At 22.8% G+C, this 26,756-nt stretch carries 40 protein-coding genes and 2 pseudogenes; 14 read left to right on the top strand and 28 right to left on the bottom strand.

Translation table 4 applies throughout. From position 1 onward, the window contains the following. Window positions 1–39 precede the first annotated feature (39 nt). Window positions 40–939 carry a hypothetical protein gene (locus SPIRDC1_RS03485; RefSeq protein WP_174480556.1) on the top strand — a complete coding sequence of 300 codons (900 nt, stop codon included), beginning with the start codon at window positions 40–42 and terminating at the stop codon, window positions 937–939. A gap of 667 nt (window positions 940–1,606) precedes the next feature. On the opposite strand, the gene SPIRDC1_RS03480 is transcribed toward SPIRDC1_RS03485, so the two are convergent. The 16 genes from SPIRDC1_RS03480 to SPIRDC1_RS03410 all read right to left on the bottom strand — a co-directional run bounded on the left by SPIRDC1_RS03480 (window position 1,607) and on the right by SPIRDC1_RS03410 (window position 7,978). Continuing rightward, the gene (locus SPIRDC1_RS03480; RefSeq protein ID WP_174480555.1) at window positions 1,607–2,260 is read right to left on the bottom strand and encodes a type II toxin-antitoxin system death-on-curing family toxin; all 654 of its coding nucleotides are present in this window, start codon (window positions 2,258–2,260) and stop codon (window positions 1,607–1,609) included. A gap of 280 nt (window positions 2,261–2,540) precedes the next feature. Next, window positions 2,541–2,807: a hypothetical protein gene (locus SPIRDC1_RS03475; protein WP_174480443.1), complete on the bottom strand. Its 267-nt coding sequence runs from the start codon at window positions 2,805–2,807 to the stop codon at window positions 2,541–2,543. Further along, window positions 2,807–3,019, bottom strand: a complete 213-nt coding sequence (locus tag SPIRDC1_RS03470; RefSeq protein WP_174480554.1) for a hypothetical protein — start codon at window positions 3,017–3,019, stop codon at window positions 2,807–2,809. The genes SPIRDC1_RS03475 and SPIRDC1_RS03470 overlap by 1 nt, the downstream gene beginning before the upstream one ends. Then, window positions 3,019–3,219 (bottom strand): hypothetical protein, encoded by a 201-nt coding sequence (locus SPIRDC1_RS03465; RefSeq protein WP_174480441.1) that lies wholly within the window; start codon window positions 3,217–3,219, stop codon window positions 3,019–3,021. The genes SPIRDC1_RS03470 and SPIRDC1_RS03465 overlap by 1 nt, the downstream gene beginning before the upstream one ends. Window positions 3,220–3,324: 105 nt before the next feature. Next, window positions 3,325–3,894 (bottom strand): hypothetical protein, encoded by a 570-nt coding sequence (locus tag SPIRDC1_RS03460; RefSeq protein ID WP_174480440.1) that lies wholly within the window; start codon window positions 3,892–3,894, stop codon window positions 3,325–3,327. Then, on the bottom strand, window positions 3,887–4,054 hold the full coding sequence (locus SPIRDC1_RS03455) for a hypothetical protein (protein ID WP_174480439.1): 168 nt from the start codon (window positions 4,052–4,054) through the stop codon (window positions 3,887–3,889). The genes SPIRDC1_RS03460 and SPIRDC1_RS03455 overlap by 8 nt, the downstream gene beginning before the upstream one ends. Then, window positions 4,047–4,175 (bottom strand): hypothetical protein, encoded by a 129-nt coding sequence (locus SPIRDC1_RS10230; RefSeq protein ID WP_255495900.1) that lies wholly within the window; start codon window positions 4,173–4,175, stop codon window positions 4,047–4,049. The genes SPIRDC1_RS03455 and SPIRDC1_RS10230 overlap by 8 nt, the downstream gene beginning before the upstream one ends. Then, window positions 4,175–4,312: a hypothetical protein gene (locus SPIRDC1_RS03450; RefSeq protein ID WP_174480438.1), complete on the bottom strand. Its 138-nt coding sequence runs from the start codon at window positions 4,310–4,312 to the stop codon at window positions 4,175–4,177. Before SPIRDC1_RS03450 ends, SPIRDC1_RS10230 begins: the two co-directional genes overlap by 1 nt. Next, a complete protein-coding gene (locus SPIRDC1_RS03445; RefSeq protein ID WP_174480437.1) occupies window positions 4,305–5,030 on the bottom strand; it encodes an ERF family protein in 726 nt (241 codons plus the stop codon). The genes SPIRDC1_RS03450 and SPIRDC1_RS03445 overlap by 8 nt, the downstream gene beginning before the upstream one ends. Next, the gene (locus tag SPIRDC1_RS03440) at window positions 5,030–5,206 is read right to left on the bottom strand and encodes a hypothetical protein (RefSeq protein WP_174480553.1); all 177 of its coding nucleotides are present in this window, start codon (window positions 5,204–5,206) and stop codon (window positions 5,030–5,032) included. Before SPIRDC1_RS03440 ends, SPIRDC1_RS03445 begins: the two co-directional genes overlap by 1 nt. A 15-nt stretch (window positions 5,207–5,221) precedes the next feature. Next, a complete protein-coding gene (locus SPIRDC1_RS03435) occupies window positions 5,222–5,428 on the bottom strand; it encodes a hypothetical protein (RefSeq protein WP_174480552.1) in 207 nt (68 codons plus the stop codon). A gap of 5 nt (window positions 5,429–5,433) precedes the next feature. Next, window positions 5,434–5,616, bottom strand: coding sequence for a hypothetical protein (locus SPIRDC1_RS03430; protein ID WP_174480551.1), 183 nt, complete (start codon window positions 5,614–5,616; stop codon window positions 5,434–5,436). Beyond that, window positions 5,606–5,764, bottom strand: a complete 159-nt coding sequence (locus SPIRDC1_RS03425; protein ID WP_174480550.1) for a hypothetical protein — start codon at window positions 5,762–5,764, stop codon at window positions 5,606–5,608. Before SPIRDC1_RS03425 ends, SPIRDC1_RS03430 begins: the two co-directional genes overlap by 11 nt. Window positions 5,765–5,898: 134 nt before the next feature. Continuing rightward, window positions 5,899–6,387, bottom strand: a complete 489-nt coding sequence (locus SPIRDC1_RS03420; RefSeq protein ID WP_174480549.1) for a hypothetical protein — start codon at window positions 6,385–6,387, stop codon at window positions 5,899–5,901. Window positions 6,388–6,851: 464 nt separating this feature from the next. Beyond that, window positions 6,852–7,445, bottom strand: coding sequence for an RdgB/HAM1 family non-canonical purine NTP pyrophosphatase (gene rdgB, locus SPIRDC1_RS03415; RefSeq protein ID WP_174480548.1), 594 nt, complete (start codon window positions 7,443–7,445; stop codon window positions 6,852–6,854). Beyond that, on the bottom strand, window positions 7,445–7,978 hold the full coding sequence (locus tag SPIRDC1_RS03410) for a cob(I)yrinic acid a,c-diamide adenosyltransferase (RefSeq protein ID WP_174480547.1): 534 nt from the start codon (window positions 7,976–7,978) through the stop codon (window positions 7,445–7,447). Before SPIRDC1_RS03410 ends, rdgB begins: the two co-directional genes overlap by 1 nt. Before the next feature lie 316 nt (window positions 7,979–8,294). Between SPIRDC1_RS03410 and SPIRDC1_RS03405 the strand changes: the two genes are divergently transcribed. Continuing rightward, the gene (locus tag SPIRDC1_RS03405) at window positions 8,295–8,864 is read left to right on the top strand and encodes a phosphotransferase (protein WP_233214964.1); all 570 of its coding nucleotides are present in this window, start codon (window positions 8,295–8,297) and stop codon (window positions 8,862–8,864) included. Between the two features lie 50 nt (window positions 8,865–8,914). Here SPIRDC1_RS03405 and SPIRDC1_RS03400 read toward each other — a convergent pair whose 3' ends face one another. The 5 genes from SPIRDC1_RS03400 to SPIRDC1_RS03380 form a co-directional block, all read right to left on the bottom strand. Further along, the gene (locus tag SPIRDC1_RS03400) at window positions 8,915–9,217 is read right to left on the bottom strand and encodes a hypothetical protein (protein ID WP_174480545.1); all 303 of its coding nucleotides are present in this window, start codon (window positions 9,215–9,217) and stop codon (window positions 8,915–8,917) included. Window positions 9,218–9,346: 129 nt separating this feature from the next. Further along, entirely contained in the window at window positions 9,347–10,231 is an 885-nt protein-coding gene (gene ribF, locus SPIRDC1_RS03395) for a riboflavin biosynthesis protein RibF (protein ID WP_174480544.1), read from the bottom strand. Then, window positions 10,224–11,147, bottom strand: a complete 924-nt coding sequence (gene truB / locus SPIRDC1_RS03390; RefSeq protein WP_174480543.1) for a tRNA pseudouridine(55) synthase TruB — start codon at window positions 11,145–11,147, stop codon at window positions 10,224–10,226. Before truB ends, ribF begins: the two co-directional genes overlap by 8 nt. 9 nt (window positions 11,148–11,156) lie before the next feature. Continuing rightward, window positions 11,157–13,118 carry a type I DNA topoisomerase gene (gene topA, locus SPIRDC1_RS03385; RefSeq protein ID WP_174480542.1) on the bottom strand — a complete coding sequence of 654 codons (1,962 nt, stop codon included), beginning with the start codon at window positions 13,116–13,118 and terminating at the stop codon, window positions 11,157–11,159. A gap of 359 nt (window positions 13,119–13,477) precedes the next feature. Continuing rightward, complete coding sequence (locus SPIRDC1_RS03380) at window positions 13,478–14,473, bottom strand: IS3 family transposase (RefSeq protein WP_174479968.1); 996 nt, start codon at window positions 14,471–14,473, stop codon at window positions 13,478–13,480. A 120-nt stretch (window positions 14,474–14,593) separates the two neighbouring features. Between SPIRDC1_RS03380 and SPIRDC1_RS03375 the strand changes: the two genes are divergently transcribed. Continuing rightward, the gene (locus SPIRDC1_RS03375; protein ID WP_174480541.1) at window positions 14,594–14,887 is read left to right on the top strand and encodes a hypothetical protein; all 294 of its coding nucleotides are present in this window, start codon (window positions 14,594–14,596) and stop codon (window positions 14,885–14,887) included. Between the two features lie 177 nt (window positions 14,888–15,064). Here the strand turns inward: SPIRDC1_RS03375 and SPIRDC1_RS03370 are convergent, their stop codons facing one another. Beyond that, a complete protein-coding gene (locus tag SPIRDC1_RS03370; RefSeq protein WP_174480540.1) occupies window positions 15,065–15,310 on the bottom strand; it encodes a hypothetical protein in 246 nt (81 codons plus the stop codon). 177 nt (window positions 15,311–15,487) lie between these two features. Between SPIRDC1_RS03370 and SPIRDC1_RS03365 the strand changes: the two are divergent. After that, window positions 15,488–16,727 (top strand): annotated as a pseudogene (locus SPIRDC1_RS03365) (IS256 family transposase). Between the two features lie 357 nt (window positions 16,728–17,084). After that, window positions 17,085–17,258 (top strand): annotated as a pseudogene (locus tag SPIRDC1_RS03360) (hypothetical protein); the annotation flags it as partial. Window positions 17,259–17,416: 158 nt separating this feature from the next. Here SPIRDC1_RS03360 and SPIRDC1_RS03355 read toward each other — a convergent pair. The 4 genes from SPIRDC1_RS03355 to SPIRDC1_RS03340 form a co-directional block, all read right to left on the bottom strand. Beyond that, window positions 17,417–17,980 carry a BspA family leucine-rich repeat surface protein gene (locus tag SPIRDC1_RS03355; protein WP_174480538.1) on the bottom strand — a complete coding sequence of 188 codons (564 nt, stop codon included), beginning with the start codon at window positions 17,978–17,980 and terminating at the stop codon, window positions 17,417–17,419. A gap of 763 nt (window positions 17,981–18,743) precedes the next feature. Further along, window positions 18,744–19,802, bottom strand: coding sequence for an MSC_0882 family membrane protein (locus SPIRDC1_RS03350; protein ID WP_174480537.1), 1,059 nt, complete (start codon window positions 19,800–19,802; stop codon window positions 18,744–18,746). A 19-nt stretch (window positions 19,803–19,821) separates the two neighbouring features. Further along, entirely contained in the window at window positions 19,822–20,130 is a 309-nt protein-coding gene (locus tag SPIRDC1_RS03345; protein ID WP_174480536.1) for a hypothetical protein, read from the bottom strand. Window positions 20,131–20,246: 116 nt separating this feature from the next. Next, window positions 20,247–21,428 (bottom strand): prolipoprotein diacylglyceryl transferase, encoded by a 1,182-nt coding sequence (locus tag SPIRDC1_RS03340; protein ID WP_174480535.1) that lies wholly within the window; start codon window positions 21,426–21,428, stop codon window positions 20,247–20,249. Window positions 21,429–21,845: 417 nt separating this feature from the next. Between SPIRDC1_RS03340 and SPIRDC1_RS03335 the strand changes: the two genes are divergently transcribed. Next, window positions 21,846–22,148 carry a hypothetical protein gene (locus SPIRDC1_RS03335; RefSeq protein WP_174480534.1) on the top strand — a complete coding sequence of 101 codons (303 nt, stop codon included), beginning with the start codon at window positions 21,846–21,848 and terminating at the stop codon, window positions 22,146–22,148. Window positions 22,149–22,182: 34 nt separating this feature from the next. Here SPIRDC1_RS03335 and SPIRDC1_RS03330 read toward each other — a convergent pair whose 3' ends face one another. After that, window positions 22,183–23,178, bottom strand: a complete 996-nt coding sequence (locus SPIRDC1_RS03330) for an IS3 family transposase (protein WP_174479968.1) — start codon at window positions 23,176–23,178, stop codon at window positions 22,183–22,185. A gap of 58 nt (window positions 23,179–23,236) precedes the next feature. Further along, window positions 23,237–23,386, bottom strand: a complete 150-nt coding sequence (locus tag SPIRDC1_RS03325; protein ID WP_174480533.1) for a hypothetical protein — start codon at window positions 23,384–23,386, stop codon at window positions 23,237–23,239. Between the two features lie 896 nt (window positions 23,387–24,282). Between SPIRDC1_RS03325 and SPIRDC1_RS03320 the strand changes: the two genes are divergently transcribed. The 8 genes from SPIRDC1_RS03320 to SPIRDC1_RS03285 all read left to right on the top strand — a co-directional run bounded on the left by SPIRDC1_RS03320 (window position 24,283) and on the right by SPIRDC1_RS03285 (window position 26,756). Beyond that, window positions 24,283–24,804, top strand: coding sequence for a hypothetical protein (locus tag SPIRDC1_RS03320; protein ID WP_174480532.1), 522 nt, complete (start codon window positions 24,283–24,285; stop codon window positions 24,802–24,804). 134 nt (window positions 24,805–24,938) lie between these two features. Continuing rightward, the gene (locus SPIRDC1_RS03315; protein WP_174480531.1) at window positions 24,939–25,142 is read left to right on the top strand and encodes a hypothetical protein; all 204 of its coding nucleotides are present in this window, start codon (window positions 24,939–24,941) and stop codon (window positions 25,140–25,142) included. 8 nt (window positions 25,143–25,150) lie between these two features. Continuing rightward, window positions 25,151–25,627: a hypothetical protein gene (locus SPIRDC1_RS03310; RefSeq protein WP_174480530.1), complete on the top strand. Its 477-nt coding sequence runs from the start codon at window positions 25,151–25,153 to the stop codon at window positions 25,625–25,627. Beyond that, a complete protein-coding gene (locus SPIRDC1_RS03305) occupies window positions 25,617–25,874 on the top strand; it encodes a hypothetical protein (RefSeq protein ID WP_174480529.1) in 258 nt (85 codons plus the stop codon). The genes SPIRDC1_RS03310 and SPIRDC1_RS03305 overlap by 11 nt, the downstream gene beginning before the upstream one ends. Window positions 25,875–25,909: 35 nt before the next feature. Then, window positions 25,910–26,068, top strand: a complete 159-nt coding sequence (locus SPIRDC1_RS03300) for a hypothetical protein (RefSeq protein WP_174480528.1) — start codon at window positions 25,910–25,912, stop codon at window positions 26,066–26,068. A gap of 1 nt (window position 26,069) precedes the next feature. Next, on the top strand, window positions 26,070–26,213 hold the full coding sequence (locus SPIRDC1_RS03295) for a hypothetical protein (RefSeq protein WP_174480527.1): 144 nt from the start codon (window positions 26,070–26,072) through the stop codon (window positions 26,211–26,213). Further along, window positions 26,206–26,511 (top strand): hypothetical protein, encoded by a 306-nt coding sequence (locus SPIRDC1_RS03290; RefSeq protein WP_174480526.1) that lies wholly within the window; start codon window positions 26,206–26,208, stop codon window positions 26,509–26,511. The genes SPIRDC1_RS03295 and SPIRDC1_RS03290 overlap by 8 nt, the downstream gene beginning before the upstream one ends. Beyond that, window positions 26,511–26,756 (top strand): hypothetical protein, encoded by a 246-nt coding sequence (locus SPIRDC1_RS03285; protein WP_174480525.1) that lies wholly within the window; start codon window positions 26,511–26,513, stop codon window positions 26,754–26,756. Before SPIRDC1_RS03290 ends, SPIRDC1_RS03285 begins: the two co-directional genes overlap by 1 nt.

Here is a 26,756-nt window from a genome sequence, read left to right as displayed (position 1 = left end):
TATAATGAAATATCAGTTGCTCAGTTTAGATATAATAATATGGGTTATTTGACTGGTAATGATTTTAATTGAACAACTTTATATAAATTAAATCATGATGAATATTCAGAAAGTGAAGAAACAACATTTAGTTATCCAGCAAAAATATTACCACCAAGTCCACAAAATATAGCAAAACAAATTGTAATAATTCCAACAAATCCAAGTGTTGAAATAATATTACAAAATTGAAATATTTTAATGCATAATAATCAAGAAATTTATAAAGATGATACAAATTGAATTAAAAATAACATACCTTTAATAAAACCATTAGAAATAAATATTAATTTTAAATATTATTTAGACCCTACATTATTAATCAAAACTTTTAATGATTTAAAAAGATATTATAAAAGTGTAGATGTATATTTACATTATGAATATGAAACAGAAGAATGACCAAAAATAATTTATGATAATATAATAACAACTGAAAATTTTATTCCTAATAAAAGTCAAACATTATTTAAATCATATAATTTAAGTGAATTATTTTATTACACTAAAGAAAATAAAATGAAAGTATTTGAAGATTTTAAAATAGAATATTATCAAGTATCATCAAGGATTAATCAATATGTTGGGGTTTCAAAAATAGGTTTAATACCAAATAATATTAATAATTTATATGAAATTTCAAAAAATAGTTTATATTCTCAAGTTAATTATAGTTATGATAAAAATATAAATATGAATTCAGAAAATTCTACTTATTTAGGTTTTTATGATTTATCTGATAAAGATTTTAAGTGAAAAATACAATTATTTCCAATAATAAATCAAATTCAAGGAGCAGATTTTCAAATTCAACCAGAGGGATTTACTTGAGTAGAAAAAAATATATTAGTTAAAAAATATAAATTAACCATTTCAAAAATTGTGTTTAATTCTAGATAAATTATATTTTTAGTATTATTTTTGTTATAATTTTTTTATATTCAATTAAAATAATTTGTAAAGGAATAAAATATGAAATATGCTAATAATATTAATCCAGAACTAATTGGAGGAATTATAATATCAATATATATATATATCGTTGTGTTAATTTTAACATTAATTTTTGGTGTAATAAAATGTAAAAATAATAATCCCTTTGGGATATTATTATTAACTATTTCTTTAAATATTATTGGTACTGTAATAGGTTGTGTTTTATTATATAAAAATCAAAATCCAGAATTTAGATTTTGAAAAACTTTTTGAAATAAAATTAAAAAAATATTTACATTTAAAATACATTTTAAAAGAAAATCTAACCAAAATAATATTTCCCCACAATCTTAAATAATGTATAATTAAGAGACTTACTTATGTAAGTATATGAAATAAAAAGTTCTTACTGTTCTGTTGTTAGGTTGGCACCTAATTAAAAAGTTACCTTATTGGTAACTTTTACTTTTTTTCTAATCTTTTTACTATTTTAATTAATTTTTCATCTTCATAAGCATTTTTAACTGCATTTTGTATTATTTTTTCATTATATTTAAATTGTTTTCTTTTTGTCATTAAAACCACCTATTTACTTTTATATGTGTATATATTATATCATTTTTTAAATAATTTATTGTCAAATTCATTTATTACTTATCATTATAGAATTTAAAAATAAATTTTTAATATTAAGTTCTTTATTTTCTTTTATTTCATTTATATCTTTTCCATATTTATTATCTGCAATATTGGTCATTAAATCTTCTCAATATTTTAAATAAGCATGTGTTTCACTACTTCATTTTAAATATAATCCCATTGAATTTAAAAATATACTACATGTAATTACAGATAATCTTTTATTTCCATTAAAAATTAAATGTCCTGTACATATTCTAATTAATAAATCAATTGCTAAGTCTAATATATCAATATTTTTTCTATTATGATACCATATTGTAGTCAAACTATATAATGTAGAACTTATTCCACCTTTATCTCTTTCTCTGTAATCACATTTTTCCATTCCATAAGAAGTATGAGTTTCTTTAACTAAATATATTGCTTCAGTTACTATTTTTAGTAAATTTTCATGAAATTCTTTATCAAAATTAATTTTTATTTCACCAATATTTATTTTTATATCTGAATAATTATTAGTATGAATAATAACTGTATTTTTACCTTTTTTTGACATTAAATTTCTTGAACGATTAAAAGCAATTTCATGTATTATTTTATCTTTTGTTTTATTAGCTATTCCAAAGATAAAATATCTTTTCATTTTTAACCACCTTTATTTTTTTTATATTTAATATTATAAATTAAAAAAATAAAAAAAAGAAGACATGAAATTCATCATATATCACCGCTCTACAAAATAAAATTAAAAATTTATTTCTACGGCTATCTTCTTTAAAAATTAGGAAAATATTTCATTATTTATTACATTAGAGTTAATTACGCTCACCGAATTCTTAACTTACGATTTAATATACGGAAACCTATTTTTATAAATTAATTATATCATATTTTCTATATTAAATATAGATAAATTAGTTAATTTATTCATCTTCATCATCAATTTCTATTTGAGAATTATGATGATGACATTGTTTACATTTTTCTATTTTTTCTCAAATTTTTCTATTAATATTATAATCATTTAATAATTCTTCAAATTCTTCAATATTATTTTTATCAATATGCAAACTTTTAAAATTTAAAGTAAAATCTCCATCAACTGAGAAATGACCAACACTTACATCATAATGTTTTTCTTTTTTTCATTTATTTAAAAATTCATCTATTGTACAATTTATCATTATCATTATTTACTCCTTATTTTTTTTTTATATCATCATCATTCATTTTTTATTTCTTTTATTTTATTTTTAAATTGTTTTTTATGAAAATAACACATATTAAAAAATTGAATTACACTATCTTCTATATTTAAAGTTTTTAAAGTAACTAATACTTTACTATTACAATCTTTAACAATACATTTAAGTAATACTTTTTCTTTTTTTTGTTTTTGCATTATTTAACTTCCTTAATTTGTTTTATGTTTCATTCAAAATCTTTTGAACAAATTTCATCACACATATTACATTTTAAATGTATAGAACATAAACAATGTAAAGATATACCAATATTACATCCTTCGCATTCAGTAAATCAATCTCAATTATCACATAATGATTTTGTATAATGTAATTCTTTTATTTTTTCTTTACTCATTTTTATTCTCCTTTTCTTCATCACACATATCACATTCTCCAAAATAATAATATTCTACGTTATAATAAATATAATGTTTACATGGTTTTAAATTATCTTTATTCATTATTTATTCTCCTTATTTAAATAATATCAACCAATTAATAAACTATCTGCTTCATCATGATTTGATATTTTTATATTTCAATTATTTTTTTTTATTAAATTTTCACACATAAACAAAGAAATATTTTTATCTCATTTATAATTTATACCATTTACAAATGTAATAGCAGAACAATATTTATCATTTTTTACATATCATTTCTTTCATTCACTTGGACTTATTAACATATCTTTTGTTATTAATTTATTAAATTGTCCAGCAATAAAACCACGTAAATGTTCTTGTGTTTCATAACCAATTCCATTTTTTGAATGAAAAGTACCACGTTCAATAATTAAATCAAAATTATTTTTAGAATTATTTAACTCATCTTTTAATTCTAAAGTTCCATATACAACATAATGCATATCTCTATTAAAATTATCAACACCATTTTTTTTAAAACTACAACTACTAATTAATATTGGTTTTCATATATATTTATATGTATCACAATATATTTTCTTTTCTCATAAAGTAAATCCAGTATTTTTTATACTTGGGTCAATTGAAAGTAAATAATTAGTCATTATCAAAGTCTCCATTTTCTATTTTTTCAATTCAATCTTCTACTTCAAATAATTTTGCTTGTAAATATAAAATCTTATCACTATTTGTTGATTGAGTAATTTTATCCCACAATAATTTATATCTATCACGCAGTGCGTTAATTAATTTTTCTTTATTCATTATCAAATTCACCCTTTTTTATAGAATCTATAATACTAATAAATGCTGCTTTTGCTCATCAATTATCACCAGTAAGTTTTAAATATTCATCTAATTTTTTAATTAATTTTTCTTTATTCATTATTTATTCTCCTTATTTTTATTTAAATATTTATTTTCTACATTTTCAGATAAATTATTAACAATTATTTCTAAACATTTAAGACATCAATTTTTACTTAAAAATATTCTTTTATTACATGTTCTACATTTATTCATAATTTCTATACTCATTTTTATTATTATTTTTTAAATTTTTAAATCTTTCACGAATTTCTTTAAATTTATCAAATAAAGTTTTTAAATAATTTTCACCCATTAATATTAAAAAATCTTTATTATTACTTGGATTTAATCTTTCCATATCTTCTCTGATACATTCATCAAATAAAACTGTATTTGTAATCATATATTTTTCAAAATAATCTAATTGTTTTTCACTTGGTTCTCATTTTTCATTTTGTATTTTTATATTATTATTAATATAATTATTTTGTGGTTTATTATTTTGTATTAAATTAACATTATCATTATCTGGGTCAAGTTCATCTTCACTTAATAATAATAAATTCATTAAAAAATATCTATAAGCATAAGTTTCTGCACTCCCTTTTGCTTTTGCTATATCTGTATTTTTAGCACAAGCAAGTATATCAAAATATTTATTTTCTTTATCATTATCTAAATCAATAATTGTATATCTTTTAAAATAAGTTATTTCTACTTCTTTAGTATCTAAATAATTAATTTTTCTATCAGTTGTTAATATATCTTCATGTGTAATAACAATATTTAATTCTTTACATAATAATTTAAATTTATTAAAAATATCACTTAATAATCAATATTTATAATTACCAAATTTATTAAAACCATTTTTAGGTGTACTACCAATTTCTAATTGTAATTTAAGTATTTTTTTATATAAATTATTCATTATTTATCACTCTTTCTATTTATTGCATTTTTAATTAAATTCTTTACAAAACTATTAATTGTAATATCTTCTTCTAAACACATCTTTTTTAATTCATAATAATCATTTTTATTTAATCTAATATGAATTTGTTTAATAATTAAATCTTCTGGTTTCTTTTTTGGGGCTGCTACCATTTCTATTCATCTCCTTTAACCTTTAAAAATTCTTTTATAATCAATAATTACTTGTTCTAATTTATTTACATCTTCATATATAAAATAATCATTACTAATTTTTAAATCCCCATCATTATCAATTTCAACTTCAAAATCTTCATATTTACTATTAAATTCTTCTTGTAATTCTTCAAATTTTTCTATTAATTTCATTGCATTTTGTAATTCTAATCTATTCATTATTTTTACACTCCTTTAAAATTTTCTAATTGTAATTCATTAATATAATATTCATATAAGTAATCTCAATTATTAGATGTTAAATACATATCTTCTTCAATCATGTCATCAATACATTTATTACAATAATATGTATTTTCAATTTCACTAAATCAAATATATTTTTCATTATGGATATTACATTTCATCATTATCACTCATTAATTTATAAAAACATTTATTACAAGTTCTATTTGCAAATGATGAATTTTTATGACAAATATCACATGAACCAAATATTTTTTCAATTTCTTCATATTTTAAATATATTCTTTTATCTTCTTTTAAATTCAACATAATTAATTACTCTCTTTCTATAATTTTTAATATTTCTTGTATTTCAATATATTTTTTATTTTTAAGTAATTTTTCATTACATAAATTTTTAATTAATTCTATTTTTTCAACATTAAGTAACATAATTAATTTCTTTAATACTTTAAATAAAATATTTTTTCATTATGAGTATTGATATCTTTCATTGGTGTAACAATATAATTTATTGCTAAATCATTATCATTATATGGATTATTTATTTTAAAACTTTTCATATCTTGTTCTCATGTAATGTTATATTTAAAACATTCTTGATTTTTATCATTTGTAAAAATATAATAACCATTATATTGTTCATAAAATTCACAAGATATTAATTCATTTTCATTTGTAGTAATATCTGAAATATTTTTAATATATTTTAAAATATCACTACCTTTAATACTTTCAATATCTTTTGTAATTGATTTTTTACCTAATTTATAATTAAAATCTTCAATTATTTTTAATGTTATTTTTTTATTATTTTGATTAATAATAGTATCTTTAATTGGAAATCATGTTTCATATTCACCAATTTCTAATAACATACCTTTAGTTGTTTCTCTAACTTTATTTTTAATATCTAAATTAACATTAATCATTACAAATCCTTTCTACGTATAAGCCTTATCACCTACAGTGATAAAAGGCTTATATACTACTAACTAAATACTTCTACTACTATACGTATAGGCTTATTGCTACTATAGGTAGCAAAAGCCTTGGGGGTAGGAGGTCTGGAGGGAGGGGGAGAAAAAAATATCAAATTTTAAAAGAGCAACACAAAAATTACTATTGGTTAATTCCAGCACAATAGCCTAAATAATTTTTTATTTAGTTATGTAATAATTAATTACTTTAATAAAGTGCTGGTTTAATAAAATAATTAATTATAATTGTTTAACAATTAAAAATGAGAGTTTTATCTCTCATTTAAGTTTTTATTAAATCTAACTAAGGTTGCAATACGTCCTATTATTGTTATTATCAGTTAATAATGGTAATTATGAATCTGTTAATGATTGTGGCATAATTAAATCATCCTTTTTATTTTCATTTTAACTATCTAATTTTGTTCTTGTAAAAATGTTAATAATTGCTGAATTGCTGAATTACGATGAGAAATTTTATTTTTATCTGCCAATGACAATTCACCTAAAGTAGCATGTACTACTGGAACATAAAATATTTGATCGTAACCAAAACCATCATTACCTTTTATCTCAGTAGTGATTTCACCTTCAAGTTTACCAATAAATGCTTTAGTAATCTTATGATCAAAATCAACATAAGCAATAGCAGAAATAAATACTGCTGCACGATTAGTTTCACCTTCCATTTGTTCTAAAATGTCTAACATTGCATCATGATAGGACATTTCACCCTTTCATCGTGCTGAGTTAATACCAGGAAAATTATTTAAAGCTAATATTTCTAACCCTGAATCATCAGCAATTACAGGACCATTCACTAATTTTGCAAGTGTTGTTGCTTTTAAAATTGCATTTTCAATAAATGATGTACCTGTTTCATTAATTTCAAGAGGAGAATTAAGATCTAACATTGATTTGACATTATATCCCTTTGTCTGTAAGATACTCTTTAATTCATTAATTTTACCGATATTATTAGATGCAAACCATAAGGTTTTAGCAGTCATTAATAATCAATCCCTTCACGAGCAATTTGACCTTTTTCAAAATAATGTTTAATTGATTTAACTTCACTAATTAAATTAGCACATTGCTCTAAGGCAAAAGATGCATATCTACCAGATAATGCAATTTCAATATGTGATTTTTTATTTTTTAAAATTTCAATTAAGTCTTGTTCTTTAATCAAATTATTTTGAATACACCCTAAAATTTCATCAACAACAATAAGATCAGTATTATCACTTTGACTTAACAGTTTTAATCTAGTAAGATCATAATTAGTTTCTTGTTTTAATTTATTTTTTTCTTCTTCATCCATTTCTCAAAAAAAATTTTGCGAAGATTCATAAAAACTTTCAATTTTAAGTTTAGTATTTTGTTTTAAAAAATTAATTTCACCAGAAGGACGATTTTTTAAAAAACGTAAGTAACTAACATTAAGATTATTAACCAATGCTCTAATTACCATACCATTAAGAATTGAGGTTTTACCTCTTCCTTCGCCTTTATAAATATGAATATAACCTTTTTTTAACATACTATCACTTACTTTCAATATTTTTTATTTAATAAATTGTATAATTTTATTACGGACAATACAAGCAAAATAGAGGTGTCATTTTGAAATTTAAAACTATTAAACCACCATATCAATTAAAGCTATTAAAAACAAAAGGTTTAACCAATGACTTATTTTTAGTAAATAAACATTTTTTTTAAAACAATCTAAAGATATTTTGCAACCTTTTTTGAATTTTACAAATCAAATTAATGTTATTAAATTAATTAAATCAAAAAAATTTACATTACTTATTAATGAAGTCAATATTAATAATAATAAACTATTAACCTTAATGCCATATTATCATAATTTAATTAATTTAAGCGAACAAATAATTAATAAACAAATATTAGAACAAATTTCATCATTGGTAAAACAACTACATAATATTAAATTTGATAATAAATCATTAATTAAAACTTGAAAAGGTTTAGAACAACTTAATTTATACTGTAATTTAACTACTAGTAATCCTTGCTTAGAAAAAATAACCAGTGAGGTAATCAAATGAATTGCTACTTATCAACCAACAACAATTGTTTTATCTCATAATGATTTAACATTAAATAATTTTGTTAAAAAAAATAATTGTTGATATTTAATTGATTGAGATTTTGCTTGTTGAAACGACGAATTATTTGATATTGCCTCTTTTGCTTCTGAAAGTTTAACTTCTGAAACCGAAATTAATACTTGATTTAATTGTTTTAATTTAAATAATGAACAAATAATTATTGCTAAAAAATGAATGAATTATCAAAATTTAATTTGATATTATTGAGCTTGTTATTTATACGAACAAACTAATTTAAACATATATAAAGAAATTAGTGAAAGTAAATTAACTAATCTATTAAAATAAGTTATTTAAATAATTCATCATTTTAAGCCTGATTATGTAGTTTTAACTTCTTAACAAATTGACCCATAATTAGGTAATTTATTAGTAGTCTGTTTTTTTTGTTCAATTTGTTTTCGTTGTAAATTTATTTCTACTATATTATTAACAGCTGAAATGTTTGATTCTATTTCAATAACTATACATTTATTATTTGAAGCGTGTTCTTGTAACAATGGCATTCTTTCATCATTTACAATTTGACAATTATCATTTGAAGTAATATTTTTTTGTAAATTTTCTTTATAATGACAGTTTGCGCAAATTTCATTATTATCTTTTATTTGATTTATAAATTCTTTTACTCAATATTTCATTATTTATTTACTCCCTTTTTTCTTTTTCATTAGCATGTACAATAAAATTAAATTTTATTGGAAATAGTTTTTAATAAATAGTATTTATAATGTTAATAATTATTGTAAATATAAAGAATATCACAATTATTATGGCTTTAATAATTTACTACTAGAATTAGCAAAATATTTAATTGTTTCTATTAAATCTTTATCGACTTGTTTTTTTAAATCATCTAAATTAGTAAACTTTAAATTATCACGAAGAAAATCTAAAAATCTAACTTTAATGATTTTTCCATATAAATCTTGATTAAAGTTTAATAAGTAAGTTTCAACTAACGGCTTATTATTACGTAACATAATTACTGTCATACTTTGATATCATTTATTATCTACTTCAGTAAGCGTAATATAAGTAGCAAGACCCGGTAATGCATAGTTTGTTAATAACGATAAATTAGCAGTTGGAAAATTAATCGTTCTAGCCTCTTTAATACCATGAACTACTTTACCACTAATTGTATATGGCTCTTGTTGTAAACAAAGATTAGCACTACTAATATCTTTATTTTGTAAAAGTTGTTTAATATAAGTTGAAGAAACTTTGTTATTATTAACAATAATATCATTACAAAGATAAACTTGTAATGAAGATTGTTGTAATGTTTTAATATTACCTTGCCCTTGATAACCAAACCTAATATTTGGGTTAACAACTACTGCTTTAACATTATTTGCCAATAATCACGAAATAAATTCCTCTGGTGAAAGTGTTGCTATTTCTTTACTAAACTTAATTTCCCAATAATAATCAAAATTGTATTTAGCAATTGTTTTAATTTTATCTTGATTACTTAATAAAACCTCATTATTTTTATTACTAATTACACTTTGTGGTTTTCTATCAAAACTAATAATACATGTTTGATAATTATTTATTGTTGAATTAACTAATAATTGTTTAAATAGGGCTTGATGACCTTGATGAATACCATCAAAAAAACCTCAACAAGCAATAATTGGTTTAGACATCAATTTTTGATTTTGAATATTTAGATTTTTCAATTTTAATATCTTCATTACATTTAAAACCTCGTTGGCTTACATATAAATTATTTTTTTGATTACGATAAATAGCTAATGGCAAATGTTCAGAATTAACAACTAAAACATATGGCTCATTAGTGCTATCAATAACTAAATGTTTACCATCAATAACACTTTTACTATTATCAACAACAATCGCTGGCATAATATTTTTAACACCATCATAAATACTAATATGATTTTTACTAACTGTTTCTTCATTAATAACATCTAAATTTAGGGCATTACTTAAATCAAAACCCGATTGATGAATTCTTCTCAAATAAGTTAAAGTTGCTGATGTATGTAAAATTCTAGCAATGTCAGTAACCAAAGCTCGAACATAAGTTCCTTTTGAACATACTACTTCAAAAGTAACTAAATCATTATTAAAACTAATTAATTTTAAAGATTTAATATAAACCTTACGTTTTGGTAATTCAACACGAATATTCTCACGAGCATATTCATAAAGTTTTTTACCATTAATTTTAACTGCTGCATAAGCAGGAATTATTTGCTCATATTGACGATTATTATAAAATTCAAGTGCTTTAACAATTTCTGATTCTTTTAAATCAAGATGTGGTTTTGATTCAACAATTTTACCAGTAATATCGCCGGTGTCGGTTTTTAAAAATAGTTGCATTTTTGCAATGTAAACTTTATCACTTTTTAAAATAAAATCACTAATTTTGGTTGCTTCATTCACAAGTACTATCATTAGTCCTGTTGCTAAAGGATCTAACGTACCTGTATGACCAATTTTATTTAATTTCAAACGTTTTTTAATAACAACAAGACAATCTTGTGATGTCATAAATGAAGGTTTATCTATTAATAATATATAATCTTTTAACATGCGTTTCACCTACTTTACTTCTTTATCAGAAGTTATTTCTTGATACTTTTCAACATGTTTACAATTTGGATAATTAGTACACCCTAAAAATTTTCGATTTTGTTTTGAAGATTTAACAACCATTCAACCATCTGTACATACTAAACAAGGTTTAATTTTTTCTAATTGTTTTTGAATATATCGACATTTTGGAAATGCTGAACAACCGTTAAATTTACCATATCTTCCTGTTCTTTGTACAAGTGGGGCACCACAAAGTGGACAATCTTGATCTAATAAAACCGGTTTAATTTTAAACTCAGTCATTTTATCAAAAGCATCATCAATCCTTGGTTCAAACTTAACTCAAAAGTCTTTTACCACTTGATGCATATCAAAATTACCATGAGCAATTTGATCTAATTGAGTTTCAACTTGTGAAGTATATGTCTCATTAATAATATCATAAAAAAACTCTTGAAGTTTATCATTAGTTAAAAGACCTTTCTCAGTAACTTTAAAAGACTTATTTTCAATAATAACATAACCGCGTTCTTTAATAGTGTTCATAATTGGATTATAAGTTGATGGTCGACCAATTCCTAGTTCTTCTAATGTTTTAATTAATTTAGCTTCTGTGTATCTTGGTTTTGGTTTAGTAAAGTGTTGCTGTAAATTTACTGACTCAACTTTAATAATTTGATTTTTTTCAAATTTTGGTAAAACTAAAAGTTCTTCATTTTCAAGACTTTCTACATCAAGCATTAAAAATCCTTTAAACTTGATTTGTTGTCCTGTTAAACGAAATTGATAATCATTATTTTTAAATAAAACAGTAGTACTAATTAATTGTGCTGGTGCCATTAATGAACTAAGGGCACGAAAATAAATTAAATTATAAAGTTTTAATTGATCTTTATTTAAAAAATCAATAGCACGTTTATTATTCATTGTTAAATCAGTTGGTCTGATTGCTTCATGAGCATCTTGCACATTTTTTTTATTAGTCTGTTCTTTCTTCTGCCCAAGATATTGTTCACCATATTCATTAACAATTAATGTTTTGGCATTTTCAATAAATTTATCATTTAAACGTATTGAATCAGTACGAGGATAACTAATAAATCCAGTAAGTGTTCCATTAACATCAATTCCTTCATACAATTGCTGAGCAATAAGCGTTGTTTTAGCAGTACTAAAATTTAATTGTGTTGATGCTGCTTGTAATAAACTACTAGTAGTAAATGGATTTAATGAATTACGCTTACGATTTTGTTCAGTAACAGAAATTACTTGATAACTATCACTTAATGCATTTTTAATAGCAACTGCTTCTTGTTCATTATTAATAACTAACAGTTCTTCTTTATATTTTTCACAATTTAATATTATTTTTTTTTGATAAGTACTATTAATTGTTCAAAATTCTTTACTAATAAAATTAATAATTTCGCGTTCTCTTGTTGCTATTAATTTTAATGCTACTGATTGTACTCTCCCTGCACTACGTGAACCGATCTTCTTTTGTAATAGATTACTTAAGCGAAAACCAATGATACGATCAACCATTCTTCTTGCTTCTTGACTACGAACTAATGGTAAATCAATACTATGTGGAGATTTAAATGCTGTTAAAATTGCATCTTTAGTAATTTCATTAAAAGTTATTCGTGATGATATATTACTTGTTGCTAATACTTGATCTAAATGATAAGCAATTGCTTCTCCTTCGCGATCATGATCGGTTGCTAGATAAACATGAGTAATACTTTTTAATTTACTTTTTAATTCTTTTACCTTTGGCATTTTTTTGCGATCAATTTTGTAAATTGGTTCAAAAGTTTCTAAATCAATTCCCAAACCATATTGACCTTTAATTGCTAAATTACGAATGTGTCCATCCGAAGATAACACTAAATAATCATCGCCTAAATATGATTGTACTGCTTTACTTTTAACTGGAGATTCCATGATTACTAATTTTGATGGCATCTTATATCTTCCTCTATATATAATTTATTAGCTTTATTCAAATACTATTTTGTAATATATATAACTTTAACGCGAAAGTCAATATTTTTTTGGATATATGCTTTTTTATAAAAATTTTAAATAACTTATTAACAATTAATATATAAATTATGCTATATTTATTTAGTAAAAATTTAATATAAGTTTTTATCCTATTTATTTTTGTAAATAAATAGGTTTTTATTTTGATTTGAAAGGAACATAAAAATGAAATTTTTAAACACAAATGAGAGGGAAATTAATTCTGAAATACTTTCTAATTTATTACAATCAATACGGTGGTTAGCCCTAAATACTGGACCACTTTTGGATAGACAGTTTTAAATTTTTATTTGTGAAATTGGTGGTTTTAGAAATTTAGAATGTATTCTTTCGTAATTATAAAACATAATATATTGGTTTACATCATTTATAGCTTCATTGAGAGAAAAATATTGATTTGAACCTTTAGGTAGTCATTCTTGAGATAAATGAGAAAATCAGTTTTCAGATATTACATTGCCACCAATATCATAAGGTTGTTTTTTGCTTAAAATTATTTGCTTATCAGCAGCTCAATTTGTGATGTCTTGACAATAAAATTCGTTGGCGTTATCTGAGTGTAAAATAACGTTTTTTACTTGGTTTCAAGAGAATTGTTGATTTATTTTTTCAAGTGCAGGAAGAATTAAATCTTGATAGGATTTGTTTGAACATGTATTATAGCTTACAATATTATTTGAATAAAAATCAATAATTACAAAAAGATATAATCAACCTTCTTTAGTATTTATTTGTTTAGTGTCCATTGATCAAATTTGATTTGAAGAGGTTGTACTTTTATAATCTTTGTTTACTTTATCCATTGTAGGTATTCACTTATTTGGATTTTTTTTGTTTTTAGGATAGTTATTTTTAGTTTGTTTTAATCCTTGAAGATTGTGATCTTTCATAATTTTTCGCATTTGTTTTGTTGATAATTCTAGATTTAAAATAATATGTTTGTATTGTTTTAATCATTCTTTAAATGCTGAAAAAATTCGTAAATAGCCATAAATTTGTCCTTTTCTTGTAAAATGAAATTCAAGTAAAAGTTGGCATAATTCTTGATATTTATGTGTACAATTACTAATTTGATTTTTTTCTTTTTTAATAGGGTTTTGTTTGTTTTTTACAAAATAATATGTTGATCGGTTTAGTTGAAGATGTTGGCAAAGATATCTAATTGAATATTGGTTTTTGCTATCATCAATAATTTGAATTTTTTGTTTGATATTTAACTTGTTAATTACTAATGCTATTTGTTTAATTTTATCCATTATTAAAAATCCTTTCATGTCAAAATTAGTGTTAATTGTATAACACAATTGTTTTTCGAATACATTCAAGTTTTTTTTAAATTAATCGTCTAGTAAAAAGGGCTAAGTAGCAAGTAGCAAGTAGCAAGTAGCTATGATATGCTAAATGATGCTAAATCAGAAATAAATGATGAAGAACAATATGATATGCTAAATGATGCTAAATCAGAAATAAATGATGAAGAACAATATGATATGCTAAATGATGCTAAGTCAGAAATAAATGTTGAAGAACAATATGATATGCTAAATGATGCTAAGTCAGAAATAAATGTTGAAGAACAATATGATATGCTAAATGATGCTAAATCAGAAATAAATAAAGAAGATGAATGGGTAATAATTGATAATCAATCTAATGTAAAAAATAATATTCATAAAAATATTTTATAGACTATATTTTATAAAATATTAAAAAGAAAAACCTACATTATTTTTAGTTTCTAACATTGTCTGATCTAACATACCATTATTACAAGTTTCTGAACTAGTAAATATTGATAAAGTTTCTTTATCATCATTATCGTGTTCACTATCAATAGTACCACCACTTTCTGATAATGATCCTGATTAATTACCATTAACAGCATTATTACCACTCACTAGAATATTGCTATTACCATTTTGAGAAAAACTAAGAATTTGCAATAAAGTAGGAATTTCAAAACTACCACCATAACTTCCTAATTTTAAATCAAATTTCTTGACACCAGCAACAACAATACTACCATTATCATTATCAATTTTATATTTTTTATTTTTAATTGTAATTTTATATTTTTCTAATAATTGCTTAAGATCTTTTTCATATAACATTGGGATTCCTATTTTTTTTGCATTTTCTAAATCTTTTTCATTAATAACATATTCTCTTGCTTCAAACTTAGAAGGTAATTCAGGGAATGTTTAGTAATCTGTGTGACTTACAAAAATAACTATGTTTAATTAATTCTAGTAAATATAATTTATATATCTAGAAAGAGTGAGTTACAGATGGCTAAAAAAGATAATCTTAATAACAATGATCCAATATCAAAAGCAGTAGATTTATTATTAGAAAATACTGAGGATTTAACAACAGTTTTTAAAGAGGGAGGCTTATATAAAGAATTAACTAAACGATTGGTAGAAAAAATGTTGAATTCTGAGATGCAAAATTATTTAGGACACGAAAGAAATCAACGCAGTAATAATGACAATGTTCGTAATGGTACAACATCAAAAAAATTAATAACTCAACAAGGTAAAATTGAAATTGATGTACCAAGAGATCGCAATAGTAATTTTGAACCAGTAATAATCACAAAAAGACAGAGAAGATTTGATGGTTTTGATCAACAAGTTCTTTCACTATATGCAAAAGGTATGACTTTATCAGATATTAGAATGCAGTTGCAAGAGTTATATGATGGCGCAGATATTAGCGAAAGCGTAATTAGTCAAATTACTGATGATGTCATTGATGATGTCAAAGCATGGCAAAATCGTCCATTAGATAGTGTTTATCCAATCATTTATTTTGATTGTATCGTAGTTAAAGTACGTCAGGATAAACGTATTATTAACAAATCAGTTTATATAGCTTTAGGAGTTGATTTAGAAGGTAAAAAAGATGTTTTAGGTTTATGAATTAGTGAAAATGAAGGTGCTAAATTCTGATTAAATAATTTTACAGAAATGAAAAATCGAGGCTTAAATGATATTCTTATTGCTTGTAGTGATAATTTAACAGGCATGTCAGAGGCAATACAATCAGTTTATCCTAAAACTGAACATCAATTATGCATAGTTCATCAAATTAGAAATAGCTTAAAATATGTTTCATACAAACATCGAAAGTCTCTAGTTATCGATTTAAAGCCAATTTATACAGCATGTAGTGAAGAACAAGCAATTCAAGCTTTAGAATCGTTTGAAAATAAATGAAATAAACAATATCCACAAATTGCTAAATCTTGATATAAAAATTGAGAAAATTTAATGCTTTTTATTAGTTATCCAGCAGAAATTAAAAGGGTAATTTATACTACAAATGCTATTGAATCTGTTAATAGCCAATTACGAAAAGTTATTAGAAATAAAAAAGTTTTTCCTAATGATATGGCAGTTTTTAAAATTTTTTACTTAGCAATTGAAAATATCACAAAAAAATGAACATTGCCTATTCAAAATTGAAATACAGCAATTGCTGTATTTTATGATAAAATTTGAAGACAGAATTAATCTGAACTAGTACTTTGTAAAACAAAGAAACACAGATTACTAAAAAGCCTCGTAATTCACGATATCATTTGATTTTAAATTTATTTTTTTTCTAAAAGTGCAGTTAATTTTGCTTCTAATGTTATTATTCTAATATTTATTTCTTTAAGTTTTAAACTCATTCCATGCTTATTTTCATAATCATTAAATTGTTTTTTTAATTTTTTTAATCTTTGACTTCAAATATCTATACTAGTATTTAGTTCTTTATTTACTTTCTTTAAAGAATTAGTTTTTTTAATTTTTTTAATCTTTTTTTGTTTCCATTGTTTCTTTACATTTTTGATTTTCTTCTGCAAGTTGTTTTTTTAAATTTTCTTCATCACTTAAACAAAATTTTGAAGTGGCCATTCAAGCTTCTATTAGTAATAAAGTGATTGCTAGACAAACAGTGCAAGCAGTATGGAAAGATGTAACTGCTAAATCATATACTAGAAAGAAGAAATTGTTAGAAAAACAAAAAGTGGGAAAGAAGAAAATGAAAGCCATTGGTAATATTTAATTACCAGCAACAGCATTTCGTGCTGTCTTGAAAATTGATGATGAAAATTAAAAAGATAGACAACCTAATTAAAACTACGTTATCTATCTTTATTAAGAAATAATTTGCAACATTTGTTATTTTTTGTCAAAAATTATTGTTAAATTACTTGTTGATTTTTATTTTTTAAAATGTGGTAATTTACTAAGACTATCAAAGCCAGCATCACTATCAAAATCATCATGTTCTATTACTTGATTGATATTTCAGTGGGAAAGGTCTTTATTAAAACTAGTTGCTTCTTCAAACATACTGTCCATATTGGTAACATGTGATACATTTCATGGGGAAATATCCTGGTTAAATGCTTTAGCAGTCAGAAACATATAAGACATGTTTATGACATGTGCATCTCATTGCGAAATATCTTGGTTAAAGGCGCTATTATAAAAAAACATCCCCATCATATTTGTTACCTTTGCCGTATTTCAGTTACTAATACTTTGATTGAATAATGTCAGGTCAAACATTCCCACCATATTTGTCACATTTGAAACATCTCAATGGGAAATGTTTTGGTTAAAGGCGATAGCACCTAGAAACATTAGTTTCATATTTGTGACATGGGAAACATCTCAACAAGATATATCTTGATTAAATTTGCTGGCAGCAGTGAACATATTTTTTAATGATGTGATTGCTGATGGTAACTGAGTTGGTACTTTTTCAATGGTTCTTGGCATTCTGACAACTTGTGTTTCTGTTTATTTGATTTTGAAAAAAACCAATTTGGATAATCTCTTTAGTGTCTATTTCTGATAAATTTACTTTATTAGTTGTTACTTTATTGCCATTCTTGTCAAGATAAATAGTATCTTGGTGGTTTAGTTGTTGGTTGTTAGTAATTAGTTTGCTATTTTGGAAAGTAGTGTTAATAGCACTACTGAAAGTGACACTGCTAGTTGCTAGTGTGAACATACTTAAGGTTGTTAGTAATGTTTTCATCCTGAAAACCTCCTTTTTTTCCTTCCCAATAACTACTTAAAAATTTAAGTAGTTAAAAAATAGTTTAGTTTTTAAAATCAGAAAATGCAATAAATGTTGGTTAATAAAAACTGAATTATTTTTAAAATATTTAATAGTTACAATTTTAAAGTTAAAAGTATCCAAAAAAATACCTAATTATGTTTTAAATAATTCTTCATTTCCAACATTATTTTTTTAATTGTTTGTTTTGTTATAGCTTTTGCTCCTTGTTTTGCTCCACTTTTTCAACCGTGTTTTTGGATTCAATATTTTATACAAGTTAATAATACATTAAATTTATAAAAAGTTATTAACTAATTAAATATTGTAAATAAATACTTATTTTTTTAAATTTAACTATTTAATAAAAAAATATTTACATAATACAAATTAGTTTTTATTTAAAAATAATCTTTATTACATAAAATATTTTATTTAATGACACACTCTAATTATATATAAATAATATTCAATATTTTTTTACTTTTTCTTTCTTCTTTTTAATACAAATATTGGAATAACAATTGCAAAAAATATTAAAGCAGTAAAACCAATAGTAATAATCATACATATTCTATTTATCTTTTTTTTATATTGATTTAACTCTTGTGGATTAATAATTTCATAGCCATAATAACTTATAATATTACGTTTACGAAATTTAAAAATAACAATATTAATCATATGAATAAAGAAAATAACACCTAAAATAATTGTTAAAGTTATTGCATCTTTAATAATATCAGGAACATTAACTGTTCATTTTTGAATAATAAAAGTTAATTTCTGACCACTAATCAAAAACATAATGCCAATAATAATACCAAGAACAATATAACTACTAATACTTATTCAATTAATAATTATCAAGTTAGCATGAATTTTACGATAATTTCTAATTATAAAATTAGGAGGTAATAGTGACCCTTTTAATGTTCTTTCAATATATAAATCCACTTCTCTTCTTAATGTCACAAATTCAATAATATTAATTAAAATAATAGTAAGAGCAATAATCGCTAATGGAATAGTAATTACAGGATGAGGAATAATTTTTATGTTAATCATACCAAAATATAAACCAATAAAAGTTGAAGCAATAATTAATGTCATAACACCAATAAATAATAAAATCAATTGTTTTAGCTTCTCTGATTTAATTTCTCTGCTAATTGGTTTTGGAATTTTAAAACTATTTTTATAACTAACTATTTCCATAGTATTAAATGTTTGTGGTTGATCATAATACATATGTTTTTCTTTAGTAAAGTTTTCATTGATCGGCACTGTCTTTTTTTCTTGTAAAGGTATTATATAAGAACTAGTAACTTGTATATTTTTACCATCATATTTTTTTTCATTATAATCATTTTCATTAAAATCAGAATTATGAATATTTTCTTTATTTTTATTAATTGGTGGTACAACATTGCTAAAATAAGTGTTATTATTAGTTGATTTTTGATAACCTTCTTTATCTGATAACCTATTTTTTTGTGAAAAAAATTTATCAAATAATTTAAATTTTATTTTAGACATATACATCACCTACATTTAATTAGTTAAAATATTTTTTTGTCTTTTTAGAAATATGTTTACTTGAATAAAATTTTCTTTGTAATTTGGCAATTTCATGTTCAATTTCCAAAATTTTATCTTCAAATTGATAATCTTTTTCTTCTAAACTTAAGTATCCTTTAATAGAAATCCTTTTGCGTAAATACATTATTAATAAAATTGATAATAATAACAGAAAAATCAAAAGTGCTAACCCACCCATTGAATATAAAAAAGTAGTAATTGGAATCTCAAAACCTAAAAACTTAATGGTATTAGTACTACTATCATCACTTACTACTGCTAACACTAATTTCACCTCATACATTAATATTATAACAAAAACACCAAATCTAATTAATATTATCTATTTAATAGTTTATTTTCTGTTATAATAATTATTTTAATAATAAAAAAAGAATATTATTAATATTCTTTTTCATATGTTCATCCTTCGCTACGTAAATATTTTGCTGCAACAAATTGTGCAAATATTGCTAGAAACAGGCCAAAGAAAGTAATCAATAATAAAATTGTATAATCAAGGATTGGACGATTAATTAAAAATAAATCTTCTGGTGGGCGCTGTAACTCTAAAATAAATCTAATTAAATTTCATCCAAAAAAGTAAAGTCCCATTTGAACACCTGCATGCATCATTCGATAATGATGTGAATTATTTATTTCATAAAGTTTTTTGCTTTTATTTATATAATCATTAATTCTCTTACCGGAAGGTTTGACTTCTGCTAATGCTTTATTTACTACATTTTTTGGTACTTGATTATAATAGTAAACTTCATTTCACATTTTAGTTCAAATCAAATGTTTTGGGTCATGATTTACTTTATTTCAATATTTTGGATTAAAAGTTATTTTTCCTCAGTATTTAAAATTATTTTTAAAATCAAATTGAAACTTATCTGGCTCTACTTTTCATGGCTTTTTACCAAATCATTTACCAAGATTTGGAACAACAAGTGTAATCACTAATCATAATCCTAAATTAGCAATTGATTCATAAAGAAATATTGGTGCACGATAAACAATTTCACCATTAATAGTTTCTGGAGTACCACTTGGTCCACGATTTAATTTAAAACAATTATCACGAATAAAAGCAGGTAATCATGATAATGAATCATAACTTACAACGTTACCAAGTAATTCATGATTAAAGAAATTACCTCAACGTCCTAATACCTGTCCTAATAAAATATTAGGAATAATTAAATCACCATATATTCATAATGATATTTTATACTTACGACCAACAAAGTAAAAAATAATTGCACCAGCAATAATGCCAAATAAAACACCACCATGAATAGACATCCCTGGTTTTCAAAATGCAAATTTTTCAAAAAAAGTAATTGACTTATCAGGATCATCCTTACCAAGAAAACTAGCACCAAATAATGAAGCAGGAATAATAAATATTATTGATCATGCTAAAGAATCAGTAGGAACACGATAACGTTTAAATTTTACTCAAGAAGCAATAATTGAAGCAAAAATACCTGACATAATAGCAAATGCATAAACATGAAACCATCCACCATAAGTATCAGTAATGCCGTGAGGTCCAACAAAATCTAAATTTAACATAACAAACACCTCACTTACAAGACCATCTTTTAATATAGAATACCATAATAGAATACCATAACTAACTAAGAATCACAATATAAATAAAGGCAAACAATACATATTACATATATAATTTTGATAAAGTGTAATTGTAATTCACATTTTTTTAGATTTTTTATTGTATATTATTTTTTGCAAATATAAACTTAAATTAAGATTTACCAAGAAACAAATACAAAAAATAATGTATTTTTGCTAAATCTTAATTTAATTTTTAAAAAAGGAGGGAATAAAAATGAAATTTAAACAATTGTTATTATTAGTTACCACTGTTACAAGTTTAGGGATGATATTATCAAATAATAAAATAATTAATAGCAATCAAAATACTACTTTTTAAATAAAAACAATGTTTCTAAAATTAGCTTTAACAAAATGACAGGCACTACTGGTGAAATTAATAGTTTAACTTTTAAGGGGGAACAAACTTATGCCGTTAATAGTGAAGGTATTGTTTATAAAAGTGACAATGGTCAATCTTTTGAAGAAATAAATTTACTTAATTATTATTATAAAATAAAATCACTAATTACAACACCTAATGGCACAATTTATGTTGGAACTTATAATGAAAAAAATAATGAATTAAAAGTTTATATTCTTAAAAATGATCAACTTGCTGAAAAATATACTTTAAGTTCACATCAATTATTAGCAATGACTTTTGACGGTGGTTAGCCCTAAATACTGGACCACTTTTGGATAGACAGTTTTAAATTTTTATTTGTGAAATTGGTGGTTTTAGAAATTTAGAATGTATTCTTTCGTAATTATAAAACATAATATATTGGTTTACATCATTTATAGCTTCATTGAGAGAAAAATATTGATTTGAACCTTTAGGTAGTCATTCTTGAGATAAATGAGAAAATCAGTTTTCAGATATTACATTGCCACCAATATCATAAGGTTGTTTTTTGCTTAAAATTATTTGCTTATCAGCAGCTCAATTTGTGATGTCTTGACAATAAAATTCGTTGGCGTTATCTGAGTGTAAAATAACGTTTTTTACTTGGTTTCAAGAGAATTGTTGATTTATTTTTTCAAGTGCAGGAAGGATTAAATCTTGATAGGATTTGTTTGAACATGTATTATAGCTTACAATATTATTTGAATAAAAATCAATAATTACAAAAAGATATAATCAACCTTCTTTAGTATTTATTTGTTTAGTGTCCATTGATCAAATTTGATTTGAAGAGGTTGTACTTTTATAATCTTTGTTTACTTTATCCATTGTAGGTATTCACTTATTTGGATTTTTTTTGTTTTTAGGATAGTTATTTTTAGTTTGTTTTAATCCTTGAAGATTGTGATCTTTCATAATTTTTCGCATTTGTTTTGTTGATAATTCTAGATTTAAAATAATATGTTTGTATTGTTTTAATCATTCTTTAAATGCTGAAAAAATTCGTAAATAGCCATAAATTTGTCCTTTTCTTGTAAAATGAAATTCAAGTAAAAGTTGGCATAATTCTTGATATTTATGTGTACAATTACTAATTTGATTTTTTTCTTTTTTAATAGGGTTTTGTTTGTTTTTTACAAAATAATATGTTGATCGGTTTAGTTGAAGATGTTGGCAAAGATATCTAATTGAATATTGGTTTTTGCTATCATCAATAATTTGAATTTTTTGTTTGATATTTAACTTGTTAATTACTAATGCTATTTGTTTAATTTTATCCATTATTAAAAATCCTTTCATGTCAAAATTAGTGTTAATTGTATAACACAATTGTTTTTCGAATACATTCAAGTTTTTTTTAAATTAATGGTCTAGTAAAAAGGGCTAAGTAGCAAGTAGCATCAATTAATTTTGCTTCAATCTTAGCTCTATTTTCTATATACTTTTTAATACTTTTAAAAATAGAAATTGGGTTCAAACAATCAATTATTTTTAATAAAATTTTCACATAACCCCCTACTCCCCATTTAAGTAATTATTATTAAGGACGGTTGTCAAATTTACGAAATAATTAATTATCATATCAGTAACTTATTTCCAATATTACCATTTAAAAATGATGATAGACAAATTAAATTCTCTTTTACCCTTAAATTTAAATTTATATTCGACGTATTTTAAAAAATATACATTTAAAAGATAAAATAAAAATTATTAACAAGGAAAAAGACAAGAAATAATCTTGTCTTTTTTTGTAATTGTAAAATTTTAAAATTTTTATTATTAACATCCTTTAAATATCTACTACACGCAGTGACCAAGTAGGAGAAGTTAATAATTAATAACCGTCTTTAACGCTATTATCAACAAGTGTTAGGGAACTAAAAAAGTGAACTACAACACAGTTGTTAAAAATAGTAGCTAGAACATGTGGACTTGCATGGATAAAGAAAAAGTGGAGTAGTGATACCTAATAAAATATACTAACCATTTAATGGTAATTCTTGGGGTGGGAGCGAATTGGAAACTAGTATATATAGACCTGTTATAGGGACCTATTGTATTAATTCTATTCTTTATTTAACCAACCTTGCCACTCTTCAGTGAGCAAGTGTTGCTTTTATTTTTTATTTTTTTTGAAAAATTTTTTTGGGCGAGAAAATAAATTTCAAACTTGTAAAAAAAATTGAGCGGGACCGGTTCAATTAAAATATTAATTTGCTAAATGCAAATTAAATAAATATTGAATCGAATGCCTCAATGTTTTTTAAAATTTCATAATTTATTTTTGAGCCCAGTTTTCATGGAATGAATAAAACGAATAGTAGTATTATTAATAATCTAAAAATCAAAATATATGTTCTTTATGCTAGAAGCAACAGAACATATTAGGAAAGAATTATTATGCAAATAGAATTTAAAAAAGAACAAATTGTTAAAGATAAATCACAATCTATTCTTATTGATTATGTTGAATATAAATTATCGCTTCCAAAATGAATGATTAAAAATAATTCTTCTTTTATTGTTGATAACAGTTACACATATTGAGTTTTTAATTTAGACAATATTAAAAGAGAATTAAGTGGTAATGAATTAATAAAATTATTAGAACCATATATTAAAGACCAAAAAATAACTGTTAATAAACCAACCGCTCCAAAAGAATATTATCTTAATGATATAAAACTTGAACCATTAAGATTTTATGAACAGCATAATAGTTGATTTATCGGTGAAATAACAGATAACAAAACTAAAATTACTAATCCTTGTTTTAAATATAACATTACGTGAGAAGAAAACAGAAAAGGTTTTAAAATAAATAATCCATATAAACATGATGATTTACCAATTAATTATTTAGTTACTTCTTATAAGGAAATTTCAACTCATAATGAAAAAGTATTTTTGTTGAACATGTAAACAAAATAAATTAGATTATTTATTCTTTAATACTAATGATATAAAAACAAGAAAATATTTTTTAAGAGATAAAAATAGTAAAGCGATTTGTTATGACTGTATTTTAAATATTAGGTTAAGTAGGAGGTATAAATATGGATAAAGAATACTTAAGTAAAAGAGGAACAATTTGCATAACGGACAGTGATAATATTGAATTTAAAATAGGACTAATTAAACTGATTGATGATTTAAAAAAAGATAATTTAATTTGTGGTCATAAAGAATTTATTGAAGAATGTAAATATTGTTGATGTAATTGTGATTTAGAAATTATTAAAACAGTTATTAGAGGTTAACTTAATTAATGCAATATGACTTAATTATTGGGATTGACCCTGCTGGAATTGGTAGTAACGGAATAGTTATATATTCAAATGAAACTAATAATATTGTTTTTAATGAAACATTCAGTACATTAACTGTTTTATGAACTAAAAATATGTATAAAGAAAAATTTAAATTAATTAAAGAAAAATTTATTGATAAAAAAATATTAGTTATTGTAGAAAATTTCTTTTTAAGTTCAAAACAATTATTAACTAATCCATTAGCAACTCCTAAAATTATTGGTGCTTTAATGGTATTAGTACAAGATGTTTTTAACTGAGATTATCTAGAAAGTCAACCAAAAAATAAAACTAAAATAGAAAATTATAAAGGAAATATAAAATTAACAAAACATGAACAAGATGCTTATAAACATATTCAATATTATTTAAAAAATCATAAAAAAATATTAATTTTTGATAATTATTTAAGGAATTATAAAAATGAAAGATAAAGCCAATTATGTCAAATTAACACTAAAAATCAGTAACAGTATTGAAGCAAAATATTACGAAAAAGGTAATAAAGAATTATATTATAGTGTTAGAGGTCAATGAAATGGATTAAACTATGTTACTTTAATTTTTAACAACCCAAAATTTTATAGACGCTGTATTTTATTAAACAAAAACGATGAAATTATAGTAACTGGTCAAATTTTTAATACTTTAAATATTCCTATCGTGCATTTTGTTCAATAAATGTTAAATGATTTAAAAAATGAAAAGAGTAAAAAATGATATTATGAAAAATTTTATTAATAGTACCAATATTAATAACAAGCATAACACTAATAATATTTTTAATATTTATTAGTAAAGAATTAAAAAATGAATATAAAGTATTAAAAATATTAAGTGAAATTGCTAATCAAATTGAAAATAAGGAGAAATAATATGAAATATGAAGATAAATGTTCTATGTGCAATAAAGTAAAAGAAAACTTTTTATCCAATACCTGTAATAGTTGTTGATTAGAATCAGTTAATAAATGAAATAGAAGAAGTTGAAGAAATTTAGGAGACATTGATAATGAATAAAGAAAATATACCATGTTGTTTTAGTGAAGTTAATGAACTTGGTAAACATATAACAAATTGTAATAATTTACCAACAAAATTAGATAAAGATAATGTTCAAGTAAGATATTTTTGTGATAAACATATGATAAAAGTTGAAAATATAAGAAGAAAAATTGCCCAAAAATATATTAATGAATATAAAGAAAAATTAATTTTAGATATCGATGAAATTATAAATGATAAAAATCCACATAGAACTTATACAGAATATGTCTTTTCTTTAAAAGAAAGAATTGAAAATGGAGAATTTGACTAATGATAATATTACCTACTTTGTTTGAAAATAAAGATGAAATTGAAATATTATCACCATTTCCAAAAGCAATTCATACAAGTAATGATATTAGAGCAATGATTTTAAGACAATACGCAAATGTTAAATCTAAACACATAATTGTTTCGGACCCAGAAAGTAATGTTGCATTAATAGTTGGTGATAATGATGTTTATCAAGGTTGAATTAAAGTAACAGTTAAAAAATTAGAAATTAAAGGAGAATAA

The organism is Spiroplasma endosymbiont of Danaus chrysippus (assembly GCF_902809815.1).
Taxonomy (GTDB): domain Bacteria; phylum Bacillota_I; class Bacilli_A; order Mycoplasmatales; family VBWQ01; genus Spiroplasma_E.
Note: the sequence above shows the minus strand (reverse complement) of the source record. Positions and strands in the feature narration are given on the sequence as shown.